The sequence below is a fragment of the Rhodanobacter sp. UC4437_H4 genome, from assembly GCF_052978425.1.
In genome coordinates this window covers 2744891-2765842 of record NZ_CM129673.1, presented here as the reverse complement: position 1 = coordinate 2765842, position 20952 = coordinate 2744891, and the positions used below count along the sequence as shown (strand labels likewise).

The window sequence follows — 20952 nt, the reverse complement described above, 5'->3', positions numbered from 1 at the left end:
TGATGAAGCGCGCCGCCCGGCAACGATGGTTGCTGCTCGCCGCCGTGGCCATGCTGCTCGGACTGGCGCTGTGGCAATGGCAACACGACGCGAGCCGCGCGAACGGTGAGCTGACCACGCTCGATCCGTCCGTGATCAGCCACATCAGCCTCGCCCTGCCCGGCGCCGCCACGTTGCATTACGAGAAGCGTGGCGACGGCCACTGGTGGCGTACCGACGGCACGGCGCGCCGGGTGGCCGACGACGACCGCCTGCGCGACCTGGCCGACATCGCCGCCGCGCGCGCGCTGAACTGGCGTCCGCTGGCCGATTTCGAGCTGGCGAAGATCGGCCTGGCGCCGCCGCATGCGGTGCTGACTCTGGACGGCCAGACATTGGCCTTCGGCATCAATGCGGTGACCGGGCCGCAACGCTATGTGCGCGTCGGCGAGCGCGTGGCGCTGGTGTCCGCGCGCTACATGCCGCGCTCGCCGGAAATCCGCACCACCGAACTGCACTGAGCGTCGAACTGTCGTGCCCGAACTGCCGGAAGTCGAAACCACCCGCCGCGGCATCGCGCCGTACCTGATCGGCCGTCGCGTCAGCGGCGTGCTCCTGCGCCGTCCCGATCTGCGCTGGCCGATCCCGCCCGAGATCGGCGAGCTGCTGCCCGGCCAGCGCATCGACGCGGTGGAACGCCGCGCGAAATACCTGTTGCTGCACACCGCCGCCGGCAGCGCGCTGCTGCATCTGGGCATGAGCGGCGTGCTGCGTGTGCTGCCGCCCGACGCGCCGGTGGGCAAGCACGATCATGTCGACATCGCGCTGGAACGCAGCGCCGCGCAGGCATCGCGCGTCCTGCGCTTCACCGACCCTCGCCGCTTCGGCTGCCTGCTGTGGCAACCGCCGGGCACCACGCACGAGCTGCTGGCCCATCTCGGCCCCGAACCGCTGACCGACGCCTTCGACGGCGAGCTGCTGTGGCGTCGCTCGCGCGGACGCACGGCGGCGGTGAAGCTGTTCCTGATGGACAACGCCGTCGTCGTCGGGGTGGGCAACATCTACGCCAGCGAGGCGCTGTTCCGCGCCGGCATCGATCCGCGCCGCGCCGCCGGCGGCGTTTCGCGGGCGCGCTACGAACGACTGGCTGCCGAAGTGAAGCACCTGCTGGCATGGGCGATCGAGCGCGGCGGCACCACCTTGCGCGACTTCCTCAACCCCGACGGCGCACCGGGCTATTTCTTCCGCGAGCTGATGGTCTACGGCCGCGCCGGCGAACCTTGCCGGGTCTGCAGCAGCGCCATCCGGCAGGCCGTGCTGGGCCAGCGCTCCACCTTCTGGTGCCCGCACTGCCAGCGCTGAAGGCGCGGGCAAAGCGGCACGCCCCCGATTTTCCGGTACGGCCCACGATGGCAAGCATCGTCATTGTTTCCTGTTGGAAACAGAGTTGTCACGATTTGCCGGCTACCCAACCTGGGTTCAGCTTCTAAGATAGCCACCTGTAACGCAGGAACCGTGAAAGTCGCTGGACTTCCACTGTTTCCCAAAAGCGTATAGACCCCACGTCTTTCGGAGGAACCTCCATGAACAGCACCATCATCGAATCGCTCAAGAAGCGCCGCACCCAGTACGCGCTGGGTCGCAACGTGGCGCTGGACAAGGACGCCCTCACCAGCCTGGTCAAGGACGCGATCAAGCACACGCCGTCGTCGTTCAACTCGCAAAGTTCGCGCGCGGTGATCCTGTTCGGCGAGCAGAGCGAGCAGTTCTGGGAGCTGACCAAGCAGGAGCTGAAGAAGATCGTGCCGGCCGAGGCGTTCGCCAACACCGCCGCCAAGCTGGACAGCTTCGCCGCCGGCATCGGCACCGTGCTGTTCTATGAGGACCAGTCGGTGGTGAAAGGCCTGCAGGAACAGTTCGCCCTGTACGCGGACAACTTCCCGGTGTGGTCCGAACAGAGCAGCGGCATGGCCCAGTTCGCCGTGTGGCTGGCGCTGACCGAGGCCGGCGTGGGCGCCAGCCTGCAGCACTACAACCCGGTCACGGATGAGGCGACCCGCCAGGAATGGAACGTGCCGGCGACGTGGAAGCTGCGCGCGCAGATGCCGTTCGGTTCGCACGAAGGCGGCTTCGGCGAGAAGGCGTTCATGGACGACGCGCAGCGCTTCATCACGGTGGGCTGAGCCCGTCCGCGCGATCCCGCGCGTACTGCGACGACGCGAGGCCGGCACCCAGGTGCCGGCCTCGCCGTTTGTGCGCCCCTGCAACCAGTCCGCGCCCGGCCACGAGACGGGCTGACCGGCACGCGGCCGGTCAGGCCCAGCGAAACTCGACCCAGCTGTTGTTGAAGGGCGGCTCATCCATGCCGCCGCCGAGTCTCGCGACCATGCCGGCGGGGATGCCCTCGCCCTGGAGCGCCTGGCCATCGGCGAAATGCGCGCCCAGCGCCTGCAATTCGGCCATCTGTTCGCACAACGCGCCGGCGCGATCGACGGCGGCGTCGGGCACGTCGCGGATGCTGATGTCGGGGCGACCGAATTTGCGCATGCCGCGCGTTCGTATCCACGAGCGTCCCGGCGCGGTGTCGCCGTCGCACAGTATCAGCAGGTGGTTCCGGATCGGCGCGCCATCACGGATCAGGTAGTGGCGGCGCCAGGCATCGGCGTCGAGCAGGCTGAGTATCTGCGGATCGAGCACCGCCACGCCGCCGATGTCGAGCATGCCCGCCAGCACGCCCAGGGTGTCACGCAGGTAGCCGGTGGCCGGGCTGTCCGCCAGCGCGCCGCGCACCACCATCACCTCCGGTGCATCGAACGCGCGCTGGAACGCCTGCGGCGCATCGGCCTTGTACATGCGCCCCATCGCCCCCTTCAGCGGGTAGCCGTCCCAGCCGCGCAGATCGGCGTGGCGATGATTGGTCGCGGCGAGGCCCGCCGGCAGGCCGGGGCTGCCGTAATCCTGCGAGGGCACGCGCACGGCCTCGAATTTCCCGAACACGTAGAACTGCAGCACGATCGTTTCTTCGCTCGGCTGCCAGTGCGGGCGTTGCCAGGCGGGAATGGGGAACTGGTGGCTCATGGTCATCCTTGCGATGGCGGGGTTCAGCGCTCGTCGTCCAGCGGCAGCACCGTCTGTTGCAGCTCGATGCGACCGCGGCCTTCGCTGATCTTCTTGAACTCGGCGCGACTCACCGAAACATAGCGCTCGTTGCCGCCGATCTCGACCTGCGGACCCTCGGTGACGGCACGGCCGTGCTCGTCCACGCGCACCACCATGGTGGCCTTGCGCCCGGTGTGGCAGATCGTCTTGATCTCCTGCAGCTCGTCGGCCCAGGCCAGCAGGTGGCGGCTACCCTCGAACAACTCGCCGCGGAAGTCCGTGCGCAGACCATAGGCCAGCACGGGAATATGGAGTCGATCGACGACATCGCTGATCTGCCATACCTGCGCCTTGCCGAGAAACTGCGCCTCGTCGACGAACACGCAATGCAGCGGTCCGCGTGCGGCGATGTCGGCCTCGACCAGGGCGAACAGATCCTCGTCGCCGGCGAAGCGTCGCGCATTCGCCTTCAGCCCGATGCGCGAAGCGACCACGCCCTCGCCGAAGCGGTCGTCCAGCGCCGGCGTGAGGATCAGCGTGCGCATGCCGCGCTCGTGATAGTTGTACGCGCTCTGCAGCAGCGTGGTGGTCTTGCCGGCGTTCATCGCCGAATAATAGAAATAGAGCTTGGCCATGGGGCGTCGGCGCGGCGATCGGTCAGCGGAAACGCGTCATTGTAGGCTGCGCACTCACTCCGCGCGCGCCTGCGCGAGCCGATGGCGATGGCCGCGCCACCACTGACGCGGATGGCGCAGCACCATGATCGCGTAGACCAGCTTGAACAGGCGCAGCCGCCGCAGCACGCGCGGCGGGTCGTAGAGGTCGCCGGCCAGCATCGAGATCACGCCCTGCTCCAGCTGCCAGCCATTGCGCGGCGCAGCGAACATGCGCCGCATCACCGGCTCGTTGAAGCGGTGGATGAAGAACGCGAAGCGCGCCATGCCCATGCGCAGGCGCTTCTCCAGCGCCCGCTGCAGCGCCGCCTCGCGCTCCGGCTCGCGCAGCGCGCCGTCGATCACGTCCACCGCACGCTCGGCCGCGTCCATCGCCAGATACACGCCGGAGGAAAACACCGGGTCGAGGAAGGCGAACGCGTCGCCGACCAGGATCCAGCCGGGGCCGGCCATCTCGCGCGAGTCGTAGGAATAGTTGCCGGCCACACGCACCTCGTCGATCAGCTCGGCACCCTGCAGGCGTTCCCACAGCGCCGCGTTCTGCCGCAGCGTGTCGAGCAGGAAGGCGCGCGTGTCGCCGTGCCTTTGCTTGAGGTAATCGGGCCAGCACACCGCGCCCACGCTCATGCTGTCGTCGGGCAACGGGATCATCCACATCCAGCCGTGCTCGAAGCGGTAGATGCTGACGTTGCCCGCGTCTTCGCCACTGCGGCGCGCGGCATGGCGGAATCGGCTGAACAGCGCCGCGCTCTGGTGCTGGCGATTCCTGCGCTTGAGCTTGTGCTTCGTCGAGAGGAAGGCATCGCGGCCGCTGGCGTCGACCAGGTAACGCGCCTCGATCGCGTGCTCCGCGCCGTCGTCGGCATGCACCTCGATCCGCGTCTGGCGCGGGCCGCGCTGCTCGACTGCCACCACCTGCTGCCCTTCGCGCACGTCGGCGCCGCATTCGCGCGCGTGCTCGCAGAGCATCTGGTCGAAATCCTGCCGCCACACCTGGTAGCTGTGCGGCGGGCTGTCGCCGAGTGCGCGACCGAACGAGAACACGTTGTAGCCGCGCTCGTTGTCCGCCTCGAAGTCCGCGCCGGCCTTGAACACGCCCATCGCGTGCACCTTGTCCAGCACGCCGAGCCGCTCGAACACCGGCAGATTCATCGGCAGCAGCGATTCGCCGATGTGGAAGCGCGGGTGGCGCGCCTTTTCCAGCACGATCACCCGGTAGCCGCGACGCGCCAGCAGCGCCGCTGCGGTGCTGCCACCGGGGCCGGCACCGATCACCGCCACGTCGCATTGCTCGACTTGCTGGGCTGTCATGCAGCTCCCCATCGGTGGGTTCGCTCGATTATGCCCCACGGCCGCTCTGTTACCATCGGGCGCTGTCCCACCCTCGCAACGATCCATGCTCAACCCACAACAACTGGCCGCCGTCGAACATTGCGAGGGGCCACTGCTGGTGCTGGCCGGCGCCGGCTCCGGCAAGACCAGCGTGATCACGCAGAAGATCGCGTATCTGATCCAGCGCCGCAGACTCGACCCATCGAAAATCGCCGCGATCACCTTCACCAACAAGGCCGCGCGCGAGATGCGCGAGCGCGTGGCCAAGCTGGTGTCGAGCGAGGATGCGGCCGCGCTCACGGTGAGCACATTCCACGCGCTGGGGCTGAAGTTCCTGCAGATCGAGCACGCGCGCGCCGGGTTGCGCCGCGGTTTCTCGGTGCTGGACGCGGACGACAGCGGCGGCATCGTCAAGGAGCTGGCGCCCAAAGGCGCCAAGCCCGACGTGCTGTTCGGCCTGCGCAACCTGCTCAGCCGCGCGAAGAACGGCGGGCTGTCGCCGCAGGAAGCGCTGGCCGCCGCGCGCAGCCCGCGCGAGCTGGAGGCGGCGACCATCTACGAGCTGTACCAGGCGCGCCTGGCCGCGTTCAACGCGGTGGATTTCGACGACCTGATCCGGCTGCCGCTGCGCATCCTGGAATCGGATGGCGAATGCCGCGACGCCTGGCGCGAGCGCCTGCGCTACCTGCTGGTGGACGAGTACCAGGACACCAACGATGCGCAGTACCGCCTGCTGAAAGCGCTCACCGGCGAGCGCGGCGGAATCACCTGCGTGGGCGACGACGACCAGTCGATCTACGCCTGGCGCGGCGCCAACCCGGAGAACATCGACCAGCTCGGCCGCGACTGGCCGAACCTGCGCGTGATCAAGCTGGAACAGAACTACCGCTGCGGCAAGCGCATCCTGCGCGCAGCCAACGCGCTGATCGCGCACAACCCGCACAGCCACGAAAAGAAGCTGTGGAGCGAGCATCCGGAAGGCGCACCGATCCGCGTGCTGGAATGCAAGGAGGCCGAGCACGAGGCCGAGCGCGTCGCCGCGATCGCCACCACGCTGGCGGAGAAGCACAAGGCACGCTGGGACGACATGGCGATCCTGTACCGCGGCAACTTCCAGGCGCGCCCGCTGGAAAAGGCGCTGCGACTGGCGCGCATTCCCTACCACCTCACCGGCGCGCTGTCCTTCCTCGACCGCGCCGAGGTGAAGGACATCCTGTGCTACCTGCGCCTGCTGACCAATCCCAGCGACGACGCCGCCTTCCTGCGCGTGGTGAACGTGCCCAAACGCGAGATCGGCTCCACCACGCTGGAGAAGCTCGGCCAGATCGCGCAGTCGCGCCACTGCTCGCTGCTCGATGCCACCCGCAGCGACGGCGTGCTGCGCCAGCTCACGCCGCGACCGGCCGCCGCGCTGGCGGGCTTTTCCGACCTGCTCGATGAACTGCGCAGCGCCTCGTTGCACGAAAGCGCCGCCGACCTGGTCGAACGCATCCTCAAGCGCACCGGCTACGCCGCACAGATTGCCGCCGCCACGCCCGACGCCAGCGTGCGCGAACGCAAGCTGGGCAACCTGAAGGAACTCGCCGACTGGTTCCGCGCGATGCAGAAAGGCAACAGCGCCGGCGACCTTGCCGCCCAACTGGCCCTGCTCAGCCACGCCGACCGCGACGAGCCGGGCAACGCGGTGCGCATGATGACGCTGCACGCCGCCAAGGGCCTGGAGTTCCGCTTCGTCTTCATCGTCGGCTGCGAAGACGGCACGCTGCCGCACGAGGGCGCGCTGGACGAAGGCCGCATCGACGAGGAACGCCGCCTGATGTACGTCGGCATCACCCGCGCCAAGGAACTGCTGACCCTGTCCTGGTCCGCGCAGACCAGGCGCTACGGCGAGATCCACCGCAACCAGCCCAGCCGTTTCCTGCATGAGCTGCCGCAAACCGACCTGCACTGGCAGGGCAAGGACCCCGAAGCGGACAAGGAAGTGACCCGCGAAACCGCCGAGTCGCACATGGCCAAGATCCAGGCGATGCTGGCCGGCGGGTAGTTCGCCAACCGCCGCGACGGCGCACCGGCATCACTACAAAAAAAGAGGCGACCCGAAGGTCGCCTCTTTTCGTCCTGCACCAACGCCTTTGCGATCAGAACTTGTAGTTCAGACGCGCAAAGAACGTACGGCCGTACCAGTCGTACTGCGAGGCATACAGCGGTGCATTGCCCACCGTGGTACCCGCGCTCGGCGAGATCAGATCCGGCTCGGTATCGAACACGTTGCGGATACCGACCAGCACACCCCAATGACCGCGCTCATAACCGACCGACACGTTGTGGATGAGCTGCCAGCTTGCCTCGATGTCCCGAGCCGCGCCCTTGTACCCCAGGTAGGTATAGATGTTGCTGAGGTCCTTGTTGCGGGTGGTGCTGACGTACTGGCCGTTCCACGTATAGGTCCAGTCGCCCCGCTCCAGGCTGATGACGCTGCGAGCCACCGTCTTCGGACGCCCGATGTAACCCACCTGCTCCGACGAGCTCAGGCCGCTGGCCGCAGCCGAGTCGAACAGCTGGTAGATGTCGGACATCGTGTAGGTGATCTGCCCTTCCGCCGTCAGCTTGCCGAACGAGAAGTCGTTGCTGTAGTTCATCTGCAGGTCGTAACCGCGGGTCCGTTCGCGGTTGATGTTGACGTAGACGCTGTAGATCTCGGTGATCCGGTTCGGATCGGCAGCTGCGTTCGGCGGGTTGCGCACGAGCTGGTTGCAGAACGAGTTGGGATACACGGTGGAGCCGTAGCAGCCGAGTACGATGTCGCCGGCGTCGAGCTGCGAGATCTCGCCCTGGACGTTGTAATCGAAATAGTCCAGCGCCACGTTCAGGTTGGCGAAGGTCGGCTGCCAGACGAAACCGGCCGACTTCGCACGCGAGGTTTCCGGCTTCAGGAAGCCCGCACCGCCACCCGAATAGATCGTCGCGGAAGCACCGCCGCCGGGATAGTTGGCCGGGATGCCCGCCGCGGCACAATTGGCACGGAGGCGATCGTTGCTGCTGTCACCCCACAGAATGCAGGGATCGATGCCGAGCTGGCCCAGGAACCCGGTCTGGTTGCCGAGGTAGAGCTCGTAGAGGCCCGGGGCGCGATACGACGTGCCCAGCGTGCCGCGCAGACGGAAGGTCGGGGTGATCTGCCAGTTCAGGCCGGTCTTCCACACGTTGTCGGTGCCCGGGATGCTGCCGTACTTGAACGCGCGACCCGAGAAGTTGGCCGACAGCGACTCGACTGCCGGCAGGCCCTTCAGCAACGGCACGTCGATTTCCGAGAACGCCTCGGTGACGTGATCCTGTCCGCGCGTGACCTGCGCCGAGCTGGAGCCCCACAGCCAGCCGTTCTTGGAGGCTTCGGAAGGCTGGTCGTCGATCGAGTAATGGCGATACTCGAGGCCGAACGCCGCACCCACGTCGCCCGCCGGCAGGGTGAACAGGTTGCCGGTGGCCAGCGCCTTGGCGGTTGCCTGGGTGTACAGGGTGTTGCCCTTGATGTTCATGCCGACGGCGTTGACGAGCTGGCTCATCTTGTCGCCGTTCAGGATGCCCGGATCGAAGTAGTCGACCAGCGGCGTGTCGAGCTCGTTGGCCGCGTCGCCCAGGTCACCGCTCTTGCGCGCATCGATCGCGAGCTGGCTGTAATCGCCGCTGGAGCGGCTGTAGCCGGCATCGACTTCCCACGACCAGCTGTCGGTGGAGGCGAACAGGCCTTCCAGCTTGGTGGTGCCGTAGAAATAATCCACGGTCTCCTTGCCATTCGAGGGGAACGGCATGATGGGCTCGTAGTAATTGTCGTCCGTCGGGTTGTAGACGATCGGGAAGAACTGGCGGTAGCCGTGCGTCTTGGTTTCACGACGGTTTGCCAGCCACTGGGTGCTCCAGTTCACCTCGCCGAAGCTGAAATTCGTGGCCGCATAGACACTGGCGCGCTGACGCTGGTTGATGGCGTACGCATCACCCACGAACGGGAAGTTGAGCTGATCCTCGTAGTACGCCTGCGGCGAGTTGCCGTAGCTCTTGGACGGGTTCGGCCGTGGGTGGTAACCGGGGAACGGTCCGACGGTGCTGCCGTCCACGGACGGCACGTAGCGAATGCCGGGATTGAAGTAGTTGATGATGCTGTTGGCGTACAGGTTGTTGCAACCGCCGAGGCTGGTGCCTCCGATGACGGAGTGATCCTCGCGGTCGATGCGCTGGCCGTCGGTACCCCAGACACGATCCTGGCTGCACTTGAGGAAGTCGCGGTCACCCAGCTCGATCGCGTTGAGCCGATCGAGCTGTGCCGCCAGCACGACGCTGCCCTTGTCGAAGTTCCAGCCGGTGCCGAACGACAAGGTGTACTGCTCGCCGCCGCCATGCTGAGGCATGCTGGCGGCGAAAGTCATTTCGGGACGATCCATGCGCTTCTTGGTGATCAGGTTGACGACGCCGGAAACGGCATCGGAACCGTACAGCGACGAAGAACCGTCCTTGACCACTTCGATGTTCGACAGGATGACCTGCGGAATCACGTTGAGGTCGAAGCCCGCGCCGGTCTGGCCGCGCGTGCCGGCCGGACCCGGGCGCTGACCGTCGAGCAGGACGAGGGTGCGGTTGGCGCCCAGACCACGCAGGTTGACGGTCTGGATGCCGGTGCCGCCTTCGACGATGTAGCCGCCGAACTGGCCATTGATCTGCGTGGAGCCCGCGGCAGCGGTGGTCGTCTGCAGGAAGTCGGCGGTGTCGAACTGACCGCTGGCGATGTTGTTCTGGACGTCGATCACCTGCACTGGCGAGGTGGTCTGGTATTCCGGCCGCTTCAGCAGGGTGCCCGTGACGGTAACCGTCTCCAGCTCCTTGGCCTTCTTGTTCTGGTCCTGCTGCTTGGTCGTGTCAGCCTGCTGGCTGGTCGACTGGCTGGCACTGTCGGTTGCCGGCGCCTGGTCCTGTGCGAACACAGGCGTGACTTGCAACGCTGCAACGACCGCGATCGCCAGCGGCAAGCGTTGAAGCCCTCGTTGGACAAACTTGTTCATGAAATAGCACTCCCCTAAATCGACCAGTTGTTGTAACCGCATTATTTTGCGGTTAAGCGAATGTAGCCGGTGGGGGGAGACTGTGCAACCGCCTCAACCGGCAGGCAAAAACGTTCGGCTAGCCTGAAATCTGCCCGCAATTCTTGCCCAGGAAATCCAGGATCAAGTTGAGGGTCTGCCGCTGCTGGCTCGGATACCAGGGCATGCTGTGCGGCATGTTCGGAATCCAGTGGAACTGGGCCGGCACGCGGTTCTTGACGGCCTCGTAGAACGGATGGGCGTGGATCGCCGGCGGAGTCCGCACATCACGGTCGCCGTCGAACAGCATGATGGGCAGGTGCGCCTTGTCCGCATTCTCCATGGGGTCCATGCCTTTCACGGTCTGGCCCTGCAGGATGCGCTGCAGGCGGTTGTCGCTCCAGGACGTACCCAGCCGACCGAGATTTGCCACCGGCGCGCCGGCAATGGCGCATTGGTACGGCGACGGCGAACGCACGGTGGCGGCCACGGCCGCGAACCCGCCGTACGAGTACCCGAAGATCGCGATCTGGTTCTTGGCGGCAACACCCTGCGAGACGAGCCACGCAGCGCCGTCGTCGAGATCGTCGGACATCTTCAGGCCCCACTGCTTGTCGCCGGCCATCCAGAGCTCGCGACCGAGACCTTCCGAGCCGCGGTACTGCGGACGCAGCACGGCATAGCCGCGCGAGGTGAGCATCGGCACCCAGCCCGACGCGTCCCAACCCGTGTAATCCCGCGCCCATGGACCGCCGTGCGGCATGATGATCGCCTTCGCCGGCGCATCGCCCTGCTTCCAGCCGGCAGGCAGGTCGAGGATCGCGGGAATCTCGCGCCCGTCGCGCGCCTTGTAGGTCACCCAGCTTTCCTCGCCGGTCATGTCGTTGCCGATCCACGGGCGCGTGCTGCCGAGGTTGGCCACCTGCTTCTTGTCCAGCAGCAGATGGTAGGCCGGCGGATTGCTGGCGCTCTGCGTGGTGAACAGCACCTTGGCCAGATCGTCGGTGTAGCTGGCGATGTTTACCTGCTGGCCGGGGAAGGCCTGCTTGATCGAGTCCTGGATGGCTTTCAATTCCGGGTCGATGTAGACGACCTGGCGATACGGCCCATCGACGACGAAGCCCACGATCTGGTTGAAGTTGCTGGCCCGCGTGCTGAAAAGCAGGCCCCCGATGGAATAGTTCTTGTCGGCAAGGGCCGGTTCCGGGTCGTACTTCTGCGTCGCCGGGTCATACATGCGCACCTGCAGCTTGTCGGAAAACTGGTCGGTCAGGATGTAGAACTTGCCGGTCGCGTCGTCGAGGCCCTCCACCGTTACGGTGTAACGCTGGGAGAGCTTGGTGGTCAGCGCAGGCTGCAACTCGAACTGGCCGGTCTTGGCATTGAGCAGCAGCACGCGCTGTTCGTAATCGCCGCCGACGGGCTCGATCTCGGATTTGGCCAGCACCTTGCCGGTGCGGGAGTCGAAGAGCGAAGGCCGGGCGCGATTGCCGCCCTTGAACAGCAGTTCGCGCTCCTTGGTTTTCAGGTTGTAGAGGTAGTAGTTCGAGGTCCAGGTGACCTGGCTCAACTGGCTGATGATGACGCGATCCGGATCCAGCGGCAGCATGTTCACCAGATCCGACGTGCCGGCGATCTCCAGGCAGCGCTCGGTGTCCTTGCTGACGCCGACCCTGCGTGTGTCATTGGCAAAGGCTTCGCCGAAATTCTTCTGGTCGGCATCGGCCAGATAGGTCTTGACGACGAACGTCTTGGTGGCACCGGTGTCCTTGCCCTCGCCGCAACCGCCGAGGTGGCCGGTCCATTCCTGCCGGGCGATCGCCAGCAGCTTGTTCGCCTTCAGGGCATAGGCGGCAATGAACTTCATGTGGTCGCCCGACGGGGTCACCACCTTGGGGCCGGCGGACAGCGCGTCCGTATCCCACGTGGCCAGCGCCGTATCGTCCTTGTCGTTGGGCGAGGGAATCAGCCCGACCAGATGCTTGCCATCCGGACTCATCGATACCGATTGCAGTGCCGGCAAGCGGGCCAACGCCTCCACCGGAATCGGCTGGGCCGCGTGAGCCGACCCCAGACTCAATGCCGCTGCCAGCGCACCGCCAAGCAACGCCTGAAAAAACGTGTGTCGCATGTATTCAACTCCCCTGGAAATGACCGCCCCATACGGCCGTTGCGCCCGTGGGCGAATGGCTCTTGATCTCCGAAGATAGCAGGAACTTTGCGCTCGGCGAAGAAGCGGCGCGCACCGGCAGCGGACCGTCCGCCGTCCTGCTCGATTCATCCGTCGACCACCCTCACACCAACCCCCACGCTTCCAGTTCCAGTTTCAGGTAGGCGTAGTAGATCGGTGCGGCGATGACGCCCGGGAGGCCGAAGGCGGCTTCCATCAGCAGCATCGCCAACAGCAACTCCCAGGCACGGGCATGGATCTGGGTGCCGACGATGCGGGCGTTGAGGAAGTATTCGAGCTTGTGGATCAGGATCAGGAACGCCAGCGCGGCGATGCCCACGCTCAGCGACACCGACAGCCCGGCGATGGTGATGGCGGTGTTGGAAATGAGGTTGCCGATCACCGGCAGCAGGCCGACGATGAAGGTCGCCACCACCAGCGTCTTGGCCAGCGGCACGTGGACGCCGAGCAGCGGCAGCACGCCGAGCAGGAAGATCGCGGTGAACACGGTGTTGATCAGCGAGATCTTGATCTGCGCGAACACGATGTTGTGGAACCCCTGCGCCAGCCGCAGGCAGCGCAGGCTCAGTGCGGCCGCCAGCGGGCCGATCTGGTGCGCCGGCCGTGCGCGGCCGAGCGCCACGATCGCGCCCAGCACCAGGCCGATGAGGATGTGCACGAAAACCCGCACCGCACCCTTGCCGGCCAATTGCAGGGCACCGGCATGCTTGCGCGCCAGCTCGATCGCGCCCACGCGCAGGTCGTCGACGCTGTCGGGCAGGTTGTTGACCAGGGCCGGCGGCAATTGCTGGCGCGCCTTTTCCACCAGCGGCATCAATTGTTGCTGCCAGAGCAGCTCGGGGTTGCCGAGCTCGTGCCGGAACAGGCTGATCGCGCCGAGGATCAGCAACAGCAGCAGGCCGACCACGATGGCGCCCAGCACGGCCACCACCAGCAGTCGCGCGCGGTCGCCGGAAATGCGCCGGCCGAGCAGCGGCGCCATCGACTGCACCAGCTCGAACACCAGCAGGCCAGCGAGCAGGGCCGGCAGCAGGTGCAGGTCGATGACCAGCAGCAGGCCCACCGCAACCAGCAGGTAGCTGGCATAGCTGATGACGTTCGAGGGATCGCGCAAGGCGGGCTTGGGGAAATCCATGCGAGACGAAACCAGAGTGGGAGAGCAGGCAGTCTGTCAGCAGCCCGCGGCCGCTGCCAGCCCCGCCGAAACCGTCATGTGGCTGTCGTAAACTCGGGCGCTTGCCCACGTCGCCCCGCCCCAAGGATCTGCGCATGCCACTTCGTTTGCCCGCGAGCCTGCTCGCGTTCGCCCTGCTGGCCGGTTGTGCGGCCAGCCCACTCCGGCATCCCGAGGTCGTCTCCTCTCCTGCCGCGCCCGCGACCGTCGCCGCCAACGACAACCTCAATGCCGTGGCGTGGACCCAGACCGCGATCGAGCACGACCTGATTTACCTGCAGACCTATCGCGATGCCGAAGCGGGCCTGCTGGCCGCCCTGCAGGACCAAGGCTGGGATGCACTGGCCAAGGACGACCGCGCCGCGCCGCTTCGCGGCCTCAAGCCGGCCGTGGTGCTGGACATCGACGAGACCGTGCTGGACAACTCGCCCTACCAGGCGCGCCTGGTCAAAAGCGGCGGCGAGTACAACGAGGCCGATTGGGCCGCCTGGTGCAAGGAGGAGGCCGCCCGCGCGCTGCCCGGCGCAGTCGCGTTCACCCGCTTCGCCGCCCGGCATGGCATCGCCGTCATCTACATCTCCAACCGCGCCAAGGATCTGGACCAGGCCACCCTGGCCAACCTGCGCAAGGCCGGCCTGCCGGTGTCCGGGCCGGAGGCCTTCCTCGGCCTGGGCACCTTCGTCGAAGGCTGCGAGCAGATCGGCACGGAGAAGGGTTGCCGGCGCCAGCTGGTCAGCCGCAAGTACCGCGTGCTGATGCAGTTCGGCGACCAGATCGGCGACTTCGTGACGGTACTGGCCAACAATGCCGCCGGTCGCCACCGCGCCATGGCGCCCTACATGGACTGGATCGGCCGGCGCTGGTTCGTGCTGCCCAACCCCACCTACGGGTCATGGGAACCGGCACTGTTCAACAATGACTGGAGCGCGCCACCGGCGGAACGCCGGCGACAGAAGATCGACGCGTTGCGCTCTGAATAATATTCGTCAACAAAATCATGGTTCTGCAAGACAAATGGAAAGTATTGCCTAAACTTTGACGAACCGGTAACATTTGCTCCGCCAACGCCTGCCGGGGATTCCTTGCGGGCAAGGCCATTTCCCTTCCGGCTCTGCCGGATTGCCCCGTGAGGCCCTCGGCCCGCGGGGTTTTCTTTGACCTGCACGCCGCGATGCGGCACGAGGCTCGCCCACACCCCTTGCCGCCGTGGGCCGAGGAACCCCCGGCAACCGGTCCGGATGGCCGCCCCCGCGGCGCCGCCGACCGCCATCGGCGCGGATTGGACGACGCGGCCGGGTAGAATGGCCCGATGCCGAATACCACAATGGTGGACTCCACCGTACGTCGCCGCGCCCCTTGGTGGTTCAACCTGGCCGGGCAATTGCTGCAGCCCTGGGTGCGCATCCGCCGCGACCCCGCCGAGCCGGCGGCGCTGCTGCAACCGGGCGTGCCGGTGTGCTACGTGATCGAGCGCGACGGCTTCTCCGACGCGCTGATCCTGCAGCGCGCCTGCCGCGAAGCCGGCCTGCCCAACCCGATGCAGCCGCTGGCCGGCACCCGCCGGCGCCGCTCCGTGTTCGCCCTGACCCGCCGCGACGGCTGGCTGTTCGGGCGCAGCCGCAAGCGCGCCGCCGGGGAACCGCTGCGCCAGCTGGTGCGCTCGCTCGAGGGCGTGCCCGACCTGGACGTCCAGGTCGTGCCAGTGGCGATCTACGTCGGCCGCGCACCCAGCCGTGAGACCGGCTGGTTCCGCGTGCTGTTCTCGGAAAACTGGGTGATGGTCGGCCGCTTCGGCCGCCTGCTGGCGCTGCTGCTGAACGGGCGCGACACGGTGGTGCACTTCTCCGCGCCGGTATCGCTGCGCAGCGTGCTGGATGAATCCGGCGAGATCGGACCGGAGCGCTTCGCGCGCAAGATCGCGCGGGTGCTGCGCATCCACTTCCGGCGCATCCGCGCCGCGGTGATCGGGCCCGACCTGTCACACCGGCGCACCGTGGTCGACGCGGTGCTCGCGGCCGAGCCGGTGCGTGCGGCGATCGCCGCCAATGCCGCCAAGGAGAAGACCAGCCACGCCAAGGCCTGGCGCAAGGCGCACAAGATGCTGCTGGAGATCGCCGCCGACTATTCGCATCCGGTGGTGCGTTCGGCATCGTTCGTGCTGTCCAGTTTCTGGAACAAACTGTACGACGGCATCGCGATGCACCACTTCGACAAGGTCCGCGCGGTGGCGCCGGGTTACGAAGTGGTCTACGTGCCCAGCCACCGCAGCCACGCCGACTACCTGTTGATGAGCTACCAGTTGCACGTCTCCGGCGTGGTGGTGCCGCACATTGCCGCGGGGGTGAACCTCAACCTGCCGGTGATCGGGCCGATCCTGCGCCGCGGCGGCGCGTTCTTCATGCGCCGCAGCTTCACCGGCAACCCGCTGTACTCGGTGGTGTTCAAGGAATACATGGCGCAGCTGATCGACCGCGGCGTGCCGATCGAGTACTTCACCGAGGGCACCCGCTCGCGTACCGGGCGGCTGCTGTCGCCGCGCGGCGGATTGCTGTCGATGACCGTGCGCGCCTTCCTGCGCGCGCCGCGCCGGCCGGTGCTGTTCCAGCCGGTCTACATCGGTTACGAGAAACTGATGGAGGGCAACAGCTACATCGGCGAGCTCTCCGGCAAGCCGAAGGAGAAGGAATCCCTGCTCGGCCTGCTCAAGGGCCTGAAGGTGCTGCGCCAGCGCTACGGCCACGTGGCGCTGAACTTCGGCGAGCCGATCGAGCTGACCCCGCTGCTCGACGCCGCCAGCAGCGACTGGCGCAGCGCCGGGCTCGACCCGGAGGCGAAACCCGAGTGGCTCAATTCGGTGGTCAGCCAGCTGGCCGAGAAGATCCAGGTCAACATCAACCGCGCCGCCGACGTCAATCCGATCAACCTGCTGGCGCTGGCCCTGCTGGCCACGCCCAAGCACGCGATGGCCGAGAACGACCTGCTGATGCAGCTCGACCTTGGCAAAGCGCTGCTGGAGGAACTGCCGTACTCCGACCGCGTCACGCTGACTCCGATGAACCCGGCCGCGATCATCGCCTACGGCGAGCAGATGGGCTGGATCGAGCGGGTGCAGCACCCGCTGGGCGACGTGCTCACCGTCAGCGGCGAAAAGGCCGTGCTGCTGAGCTATTTCCGCAACAACGTGCTGCACCTGATGGCCAGCGCGGCATGGGTCGCCTGCTGCTTCCTCAACAACCGGCGCATGTCGCGTGACGCGATCCTGCGCCTGGGCGGCATCGTGTATCCGTTCATCCAGGGCGAACTGTTCCTGCCGTGGGATGAGGACGGCTTCAAGGAGCAGCTGAAGGCGACGATCGACTTCCTGGTGCGCCGCGGCCTGCTCGAATCCACCAACCATGGCCGCTCGCTGGAACGCAGCGCCGGTCAGGAAGACAGCGCCTTCCAGCTGCGGGTGATCGCGCGCAGCCTGATCCAGGCGTTCGAGCGCTACTACATCACCATCGCGGCGCTGGCCAAGAATGGCCCGCACACGCTGACCGGCGGCGAGCTGGAGAACGCCTGCACGCTCACCGCGCAGCGACTGGGCCTGCTCAACGAGCTGTCCGCACCGGAGTTCTTCGACAAGGCGCTGTTCCGCGGCTTCATCCAGAAATTGCGCGAACGCAAGGTGGTATGGACCGACGAGAACGGCAAGCTCGACTACGACCGCGCGCTGGAGGATCTGGTGCGCGACGCCCGCGTGATCCTGTCGCGCGAGGTGCGCCACTCGATCCTGAAGATCACGCCGGGCGGCGATCGCGAGCCGGCCGCGGCGCTGCCCGGTGACGCGTCGGCATCCGACCTGCACCAGCGCCACGTGGATACCGAGCAGCAGGAACACGAGCGGCGCACCGGCATCGACCGCCGCCAGGGCGACGCTGCAACACAGGAGCCCGCGCGCCGCGAAGGCGCCGAGTAGGATCAGCACACTGTCACCCGGGGGAACCACCATGACCACGACTCGCCACCTGTTGTTCGCCGCCCTCGTGGCATGTCTCCCTCTGGCCGCCGGCGCCGACGCGCCGGCCCGCGCCGATGCCGGCGACCACCGCGTCAGCGTGATCGAATGCGCGCGCCTGCTCGACCCGGCCGCCGGCAAGATGCTGGGCCAGACCACGCTGGTAGTGGAGGACGGCCGCATCAAGGAGATCCATCCCGGCACCGTCGACATCGCGCCGTACCGCCAGGCCGCCGGCACGGTGAGCTTCACCCGGCTGGCCGATGCCACCTGCATGCCGGGGCTGATCGACTCGCACACGCACCTGACGATGCAGTTCAGCAAGAGCACCTACAGCGACAAGTTCCGCCTCAATCCGGCCGACCACGCCATCCGCGGCACCGTCTACGCCAAACGCACCCTGCTCGCCGGCTTCACCACGGTGCGCAACCTCGGCGACGACGACAATGCCTCGCTCGCGCTGCGCAATGCGATCAACGCCGGCCTGGTGCCCGGCCCGCACATCTTCAGCGCCGGCAAATTCATCGGCACCACCGGCGGCCACGCCGACCCCACCAATGGTTTCCGCTGGAACCTGCAGGGCGACCCCGGTCCCAAGGACGGCATCATCAACTCGCCCGCCGACGCGTGGAAGGCCGTGCGCCAGCACTACAAGGACGGCGCCGACCTGATCAAGATCATGCCCTCCGGCGGCGTGCTGGACGAAAGCTCCAGCTCCGAAAACCCGCAGATGACGCTGGAGGAAATCCAGGCCGTGGTCGCCGCTGCGCACGACTACGGCTTCACCGTGGCCGCGCACGCGCATGGCGCCGAGGCGATCCGTCGCGCGGTGCTGGGCGGCGTCGATTCGATCGAGCACGGCACCTTCATGGATGCCGACGACATGAAGCTGATGAAGGCGCACGGCACCTGGTACGTGCCCACCATCATCGCCGGCCAGTACGTGATGGAGAAGGCGCGCGAGGGCTGGTATCCGCCGCAGGTCGCGCGCAAGGCCGAGGAAGTCGGCCCGGTGATCATGGCCACCGCCGGCAAGGCGTACAAGGCCGGCGTGAAGATCGCCTTCGGCACCGACTCCGGCGTGTTCCCCCACGGCGACAACGCGAGGGAGTTCGCCTACATGGTGCAAGCCGGCATGCCGCCGATGTTCGCCCTGCAGGCGGCCACCACCCACGCCGCCGAACTGCTGCACAAGTCCGACCAGCTCGGCCGCATCGCGGTCGGCCGCGGCGCCGACGTGATCGCCGTACCCGGCAATCCGCTCGATGACATCACCGTCATGCAGCACGTCGAGTTCGTGATGAAGGACGGCGTGATCTACAAGAAAAGCGGCGAGCCGACGCTTCAATAAAGTAACCGCACCTCTCGCGTTTGCCCCCTCTTCCCCCGGGAGAGAGTTGGGGTGAGGGTCCGCCTCAGGCCGGACCCACATCAAAATCGCGCCTCGACATGCGTTCTGGCGAGCACCTGCCCCTCTCCTCAATCCTCTCCCCGGAGGGAGAGGAGGCGAAAGCAAGAGGCGCGTTATCCAATTGAGGCGCCAAGGCTTGCTGTAGCATTGCAGGGATGAACGAGCAGCCGAAGTCCCCGCCCGCATCCACCACCCACTTCGGCTTCCGCGACGTGCCGGTGGGCGAGAAACAGAAGCTGGTCGGCCAGGTGTTCACCTCGGTCGCACGCAGCTACGACCTGATGAACGACCTGATGTCGTTCGGCACGCACCGGTTATGGAAGCGCCATTTCGTGGCGACCAGCGGCGTGCGCCGCGGCGACCGCGTGCTGGACCTGGCCGGCGGCACCGGCGACATCGCCGCGCTGCTCCATCCGGTAGTGGGCGAGACGGGCGAGGTGGTAGTCGGCGACATCAACGCAGCCATGCTCGACGTCGGCCGCGACCGGCTCACCGACCGCGGCCTGGTCGCCGGCCTGCGCTGGGCCCAGCTCAACGCCGAACGGCTGCCCTTCCCCGACAACTCCTTCGACGCGGTGACCATGGCCTTTGGCCTGCGCAACGTCACCGACAAGGATCAGGCGCTGGCCGACATCTGCCGCGTGCTCAAGCCCGGCGGCCGGCTGCTGGTTCTGGAGTTCTCGAAAGTGCAGAGCGAGGCGTTCGGCAAGCTCTACGACTTCCACTCCTTCAAGGTCCTGCCGCGTCTGGGCCAGCTGTTCGCCGGTGATGCCGACAGCTACCGGTACCTGGCCGAATCGATCCGCAAGCACCCGGACCAGCAGACGCTCAAGGGCATGATGGAGCGCGCCGGCTTCGGCAAGGTCGAGGTGCGCAACCTGACCAACGGCATCGTGGCGATCCACCGCGCGTACAAGTTCTGAGAAGCAGTCAAGCAAGTGACTGCTCATGCGAGCGAGTCCGGGCCTGTACCGGACTCGCAATGGAAGAAAACCCCAGGAAGTGGTTTTTTTCGCCGGCTCTGAGCATCGCGCGCCACGGGGTTTGCGCCTGATCCAGGTCAGTGGCCGATGGCCATCGACGGCGTATGTTGGGGCGGTCTTTCCCACCATGAGTCCCGTCATGCCCCTCGATATCGAGACCGAGCCCAACACCCACCTGTTCGATGCCCGCGGCGTGGCCCGCCGTTTCCGCCATTCCGCGATCTTCGGCGCGATCGGCGTGCTGCGTTCGGGCGAAACCATGCGCTTCGTCAACGACCACGACCCGCTGCCGCTGATCGCGCAGTTGCGTGACCGCCTCGGCGACAACCTCACCGTGGCCTACCGCCAGCGCGAGCCCGGTGCCATCGTGATCGACTTCGGCATCACCGGCTTGCCGGACGAGTGATGGGCACCCCGGCTTTCTTCGACCAGGCGCCGCCGATCCCGATGCGCGATCCGCTGGCGGCGTTCCTGGGTGCGGCCGACGACGGCCTGCTCGACTACCGCTATATCGACGCGGTGCGGCTGGCCGGACACTCCTGCCCCACCGTCGCCGGCGCGTACCTGATGGCGCGTGCCGCGCTGCACGCGCTGTACCCGGACGGCCCCGCCGAGCGCGGGGGCGTCGAGGTGCTCATACCGGGGCCGGAGAGCGAGGGCGTCAACGGCGTGATCGGCCAGGTCTTTACCCTGATCACCGGGGCGGCCGGCGCCAACGGCTTTCACGGCATTGCCGGACGCTACGCGCGCGAGTCGCTGCTGAGCTATGCCGACACGGCCGAGCACGCCGCCGTGCGGGTCCGCCGGCGCGACACCGGCGCGAGCGTGGCGGTGGAGCTGGATCTCTCGAGCGTGCCCGCACCCGCCAACCTGCGTCCGCTGCTCGGCGGCGCACTCGATCCGGCGGCCAGCGCGGAACAGCGCGCGGCATTCGGTCGGGCATGGCAGGAGCGCGTGCAATGCCTGCTGCTGGAACACGCCGATGACCCGGACGTGATCCGGCTGACCCGGCTCGACCACCCACCGATGCACTGAAGCGCGCC

At 66.9% G+C, this 20952-nt stretch carries 16 protein-coding genes; 10 read left to right on the top strand and 6 right to left on the bottom strand.

Annotated features, from left to right (window positions below; translation table 11 throughout):
* Positions 1–2: 2 nt before the first annotated feature.
* From ACVCL3_RS12585 to ACVCL3_RS12575, 3 genes are all read left to right on the top strand, one after another.
* Positions 3–500, top strand: a complete 498-nt coding sequence (locus ACVCL3_RS12585; protein WP_447101528.1) for a hypothetical protein — start codon at positions 3–5, stop codon at positions 498–500.
* A gap of 13 nt (positions 501–513) precedes the next feature.
* The gene (gene mutM, locus ACVCL3_RS12580) at positions 514–1341 is read left to right on the top strand and encodes a bifunctional DNA-formamidopyrimidine glycosylase/DNA-(apurinic or apyrimidinic site) lyase (RefSeq protein WP_447097885.1); all 828 of its coding nucleotides are present in this window, start codon (positions 514–516) and stop codon (positions 1339–1341) included.
* Positions 1342–1562: 221 nt separating this feature from the next.
* Positions 1563–2162, top strand: coding sequence for a nitroreductase family protein (locus ACVCL3_RS12575; protein ID WP_447097884.1), 600 nt, complete (start codon positions 1563–1565; stop codon positions 2160–2162).
* A gap of 130 nt (positions 2163–2292) precedes the next feature.
* Here ACVCL3_RS12575 and ACVCL3_RS12570 read toward each other — a convergent pair whose 3' ends face one another.
* From ACVCL3_RS12570 to ACVCL3_RS12560, 3 genes are read right to left on the bottom strand one after another with little or no spacing between them, the layout of a single operon-like run.
* Positions 2293–3057: a hypothetical protein gene (locus ACVCL3_RS12570; RefSeq protein WP_395120440.1), complete on the bottom strand. Its 765-nt coding sequence runs from the start codon at positions 3055–3057 to the stop codon at positions 2293–2295.
* 23 nt (positions 3058–3080) lie between these two features.
* Positions 3081–3713: a thymidine kinase gene (locus ACVCL3_RS12565; protein ID WP_447101467.1), complete on the bottom strand. Its 633-nt coding sequence runs from the start codon at positions 3711–3713 to the stop codon at positions 3081–3083.
* Between the two features lie 54 nt (positions 3714–3767).
* Positions 3768–5063: an NAD(P)/FAD-dependent oxidoreductase gene (locus ACVCL3_RS12560; protein WP_447101466.1), complete on the bottom strand. Its 1296-nt coding sequence runs from the start codon at positions 5061–5063 to the stop codon at positions 3768–3770.
* Positions 5064–5148: 85 nt separating this feature from the next.
* On the opposite strand from ACVCL3_RS12560, the gene ACVCL3_RS12555 reads away from it, so the two are divergent.
* Positions 5149–7128: a UvrD-helicase domain-containing protein gene (locus ACVCL3_RS12555; protein ID WP_395120443.1), complete on the top strand. Its 1980-nt coding sequence runs from the start codon at positions 5149–5151 to the stop codon at positions 7126–7128.
* Between the two features lie 94 nt (positions 7129–7222).
* Here the strand turns inward: ACVCL3_RS12555 and ACVCL3_RS12550 are convergent, their stop codons facing one another.
* From ACVCL3_RS12550 to ACVCL3_RS12540, 3 genes are all read right to left on the bottom strand, one after another.
* Positions 7223–10135, bottom strand: a complete 2913-nt coding sequence (locus ACVCL3_RS12550; RefSeq protein ID WP_447097880.1) for a TonB-dependent receptor domain-containing protein — start codon at positions 10133–10135, stop codon at positions 7223–7225.
* Positions 10136–10253: 118 nt separating this feature from the next.
* On the bottom strand, positions 10254–12284 hold the full coding sequence (locus tag ACVCL3_RS12545; RefSeq protein ID WP_447101465.1) for an alpha/beta hydrolase family protein: 2031 nt from the start codon (positions 12282–12284) through the stop codon (positions 10254–10256).
* A gap of 163 nt (positions 12285–12447) precedes the next feature.
* Positions 12448–13479, bottom strand: coding sequence for a hypothetical protein (locus tag ACVCL3_RS12540; protein ID WP_447097878.1), 1032 nt, complete (start codon positions 13477–13479; stop codon positions 12448–12450).
* Between the two features lie 134 nt (positions 13480–13613).
* Here ACVCL3_RS12540 and ACVCL3_RS12535 point away from each other — a divergent pair, with 134 nt between their 5' ends.
* The 6 genes from ACVCL3_RS12535 (at position 13614) to ACVCL3_RS12510 (ending at position 20944) form a co-directional block, all read left to right on the top strand.
* The gene (locus ACVCL3_RS12535) at positions 13614–14498 is read left to right on the top strand and encodes a 5'-nucleotidase, lipoprotein e(P4) family (protein WP_447101464.1); all 885 of its coding nucleotides are present in this window, start codon (positions 13614–13616) and stop codon (positions 14496–14498) included.
* A 329-nt stretch (positions 14499–14827) separates the two neighbouring features.
* Entirely contained in the window at positions 14828–17476 is a 2649-nt protein-coding gene (gene plsB / locus ACVCL3_RS12530) for a glycerol-3-phosphate 1-O-acyltransferase PlsB (RefSeq protein ID WP_447097877.1), read from the top strand.
* Positions 17477–17507: 31 nt separating this feature from the next.
* Positions 17508–18866, top strand: coding sequence for an amidohydrolase family protein (locus ACVCL3_RS12525; RefSeq protein ID WP_447101463.1), 1359 nt, complete (start codon positions 17508–17510; stop codon positions 18864–18866).
* Between the two features lie 215 nt (positions 18867–19081).
* Positions 19082–19849, top strand: a complete 768-nt coding sequence (ubiE, locus tag ACVCL3_RS12520; RefSeq protein ID WP_447101462.1) for a bifunctional demethylmenaquinone methyltransferase/2-methoxy-6-polyprenyl-1,4-benzoquinol methylase UbiE — start codon at positions 19082–19084, stop codon at positions 19847–19849.
* A 199-nt stretch (positions 19850–20048) separates the two neighbouring features.
* Positions 20049–20315, top strand: coding sequence for a DUF2249 domain-containing protein (locus ACVCL3_RS12515; protein ID WP_136259712.1), 267 nt, complete (start codon positions 20049–20051; stop codon positions 20313–20315).
* Positions 20315–20944 carry a hypothetical protein gene (locus ACVCL3_RS12510; protein ID WP_395120456.1) on the top strand — a complete coding sequence of 210 codons (630 nt, stop codon included), beginning with the start codon at positions 20315–20317 and terminating at the stop codon, positions 20942–20944. The genes ACVCL3_RS12515 and ACVCL3_RS12510 overlap by 1 nt, the downstream gene beginning before the upstream one ends.
* Positions 20945–20952: the final 8 nt, after the last annotated feature.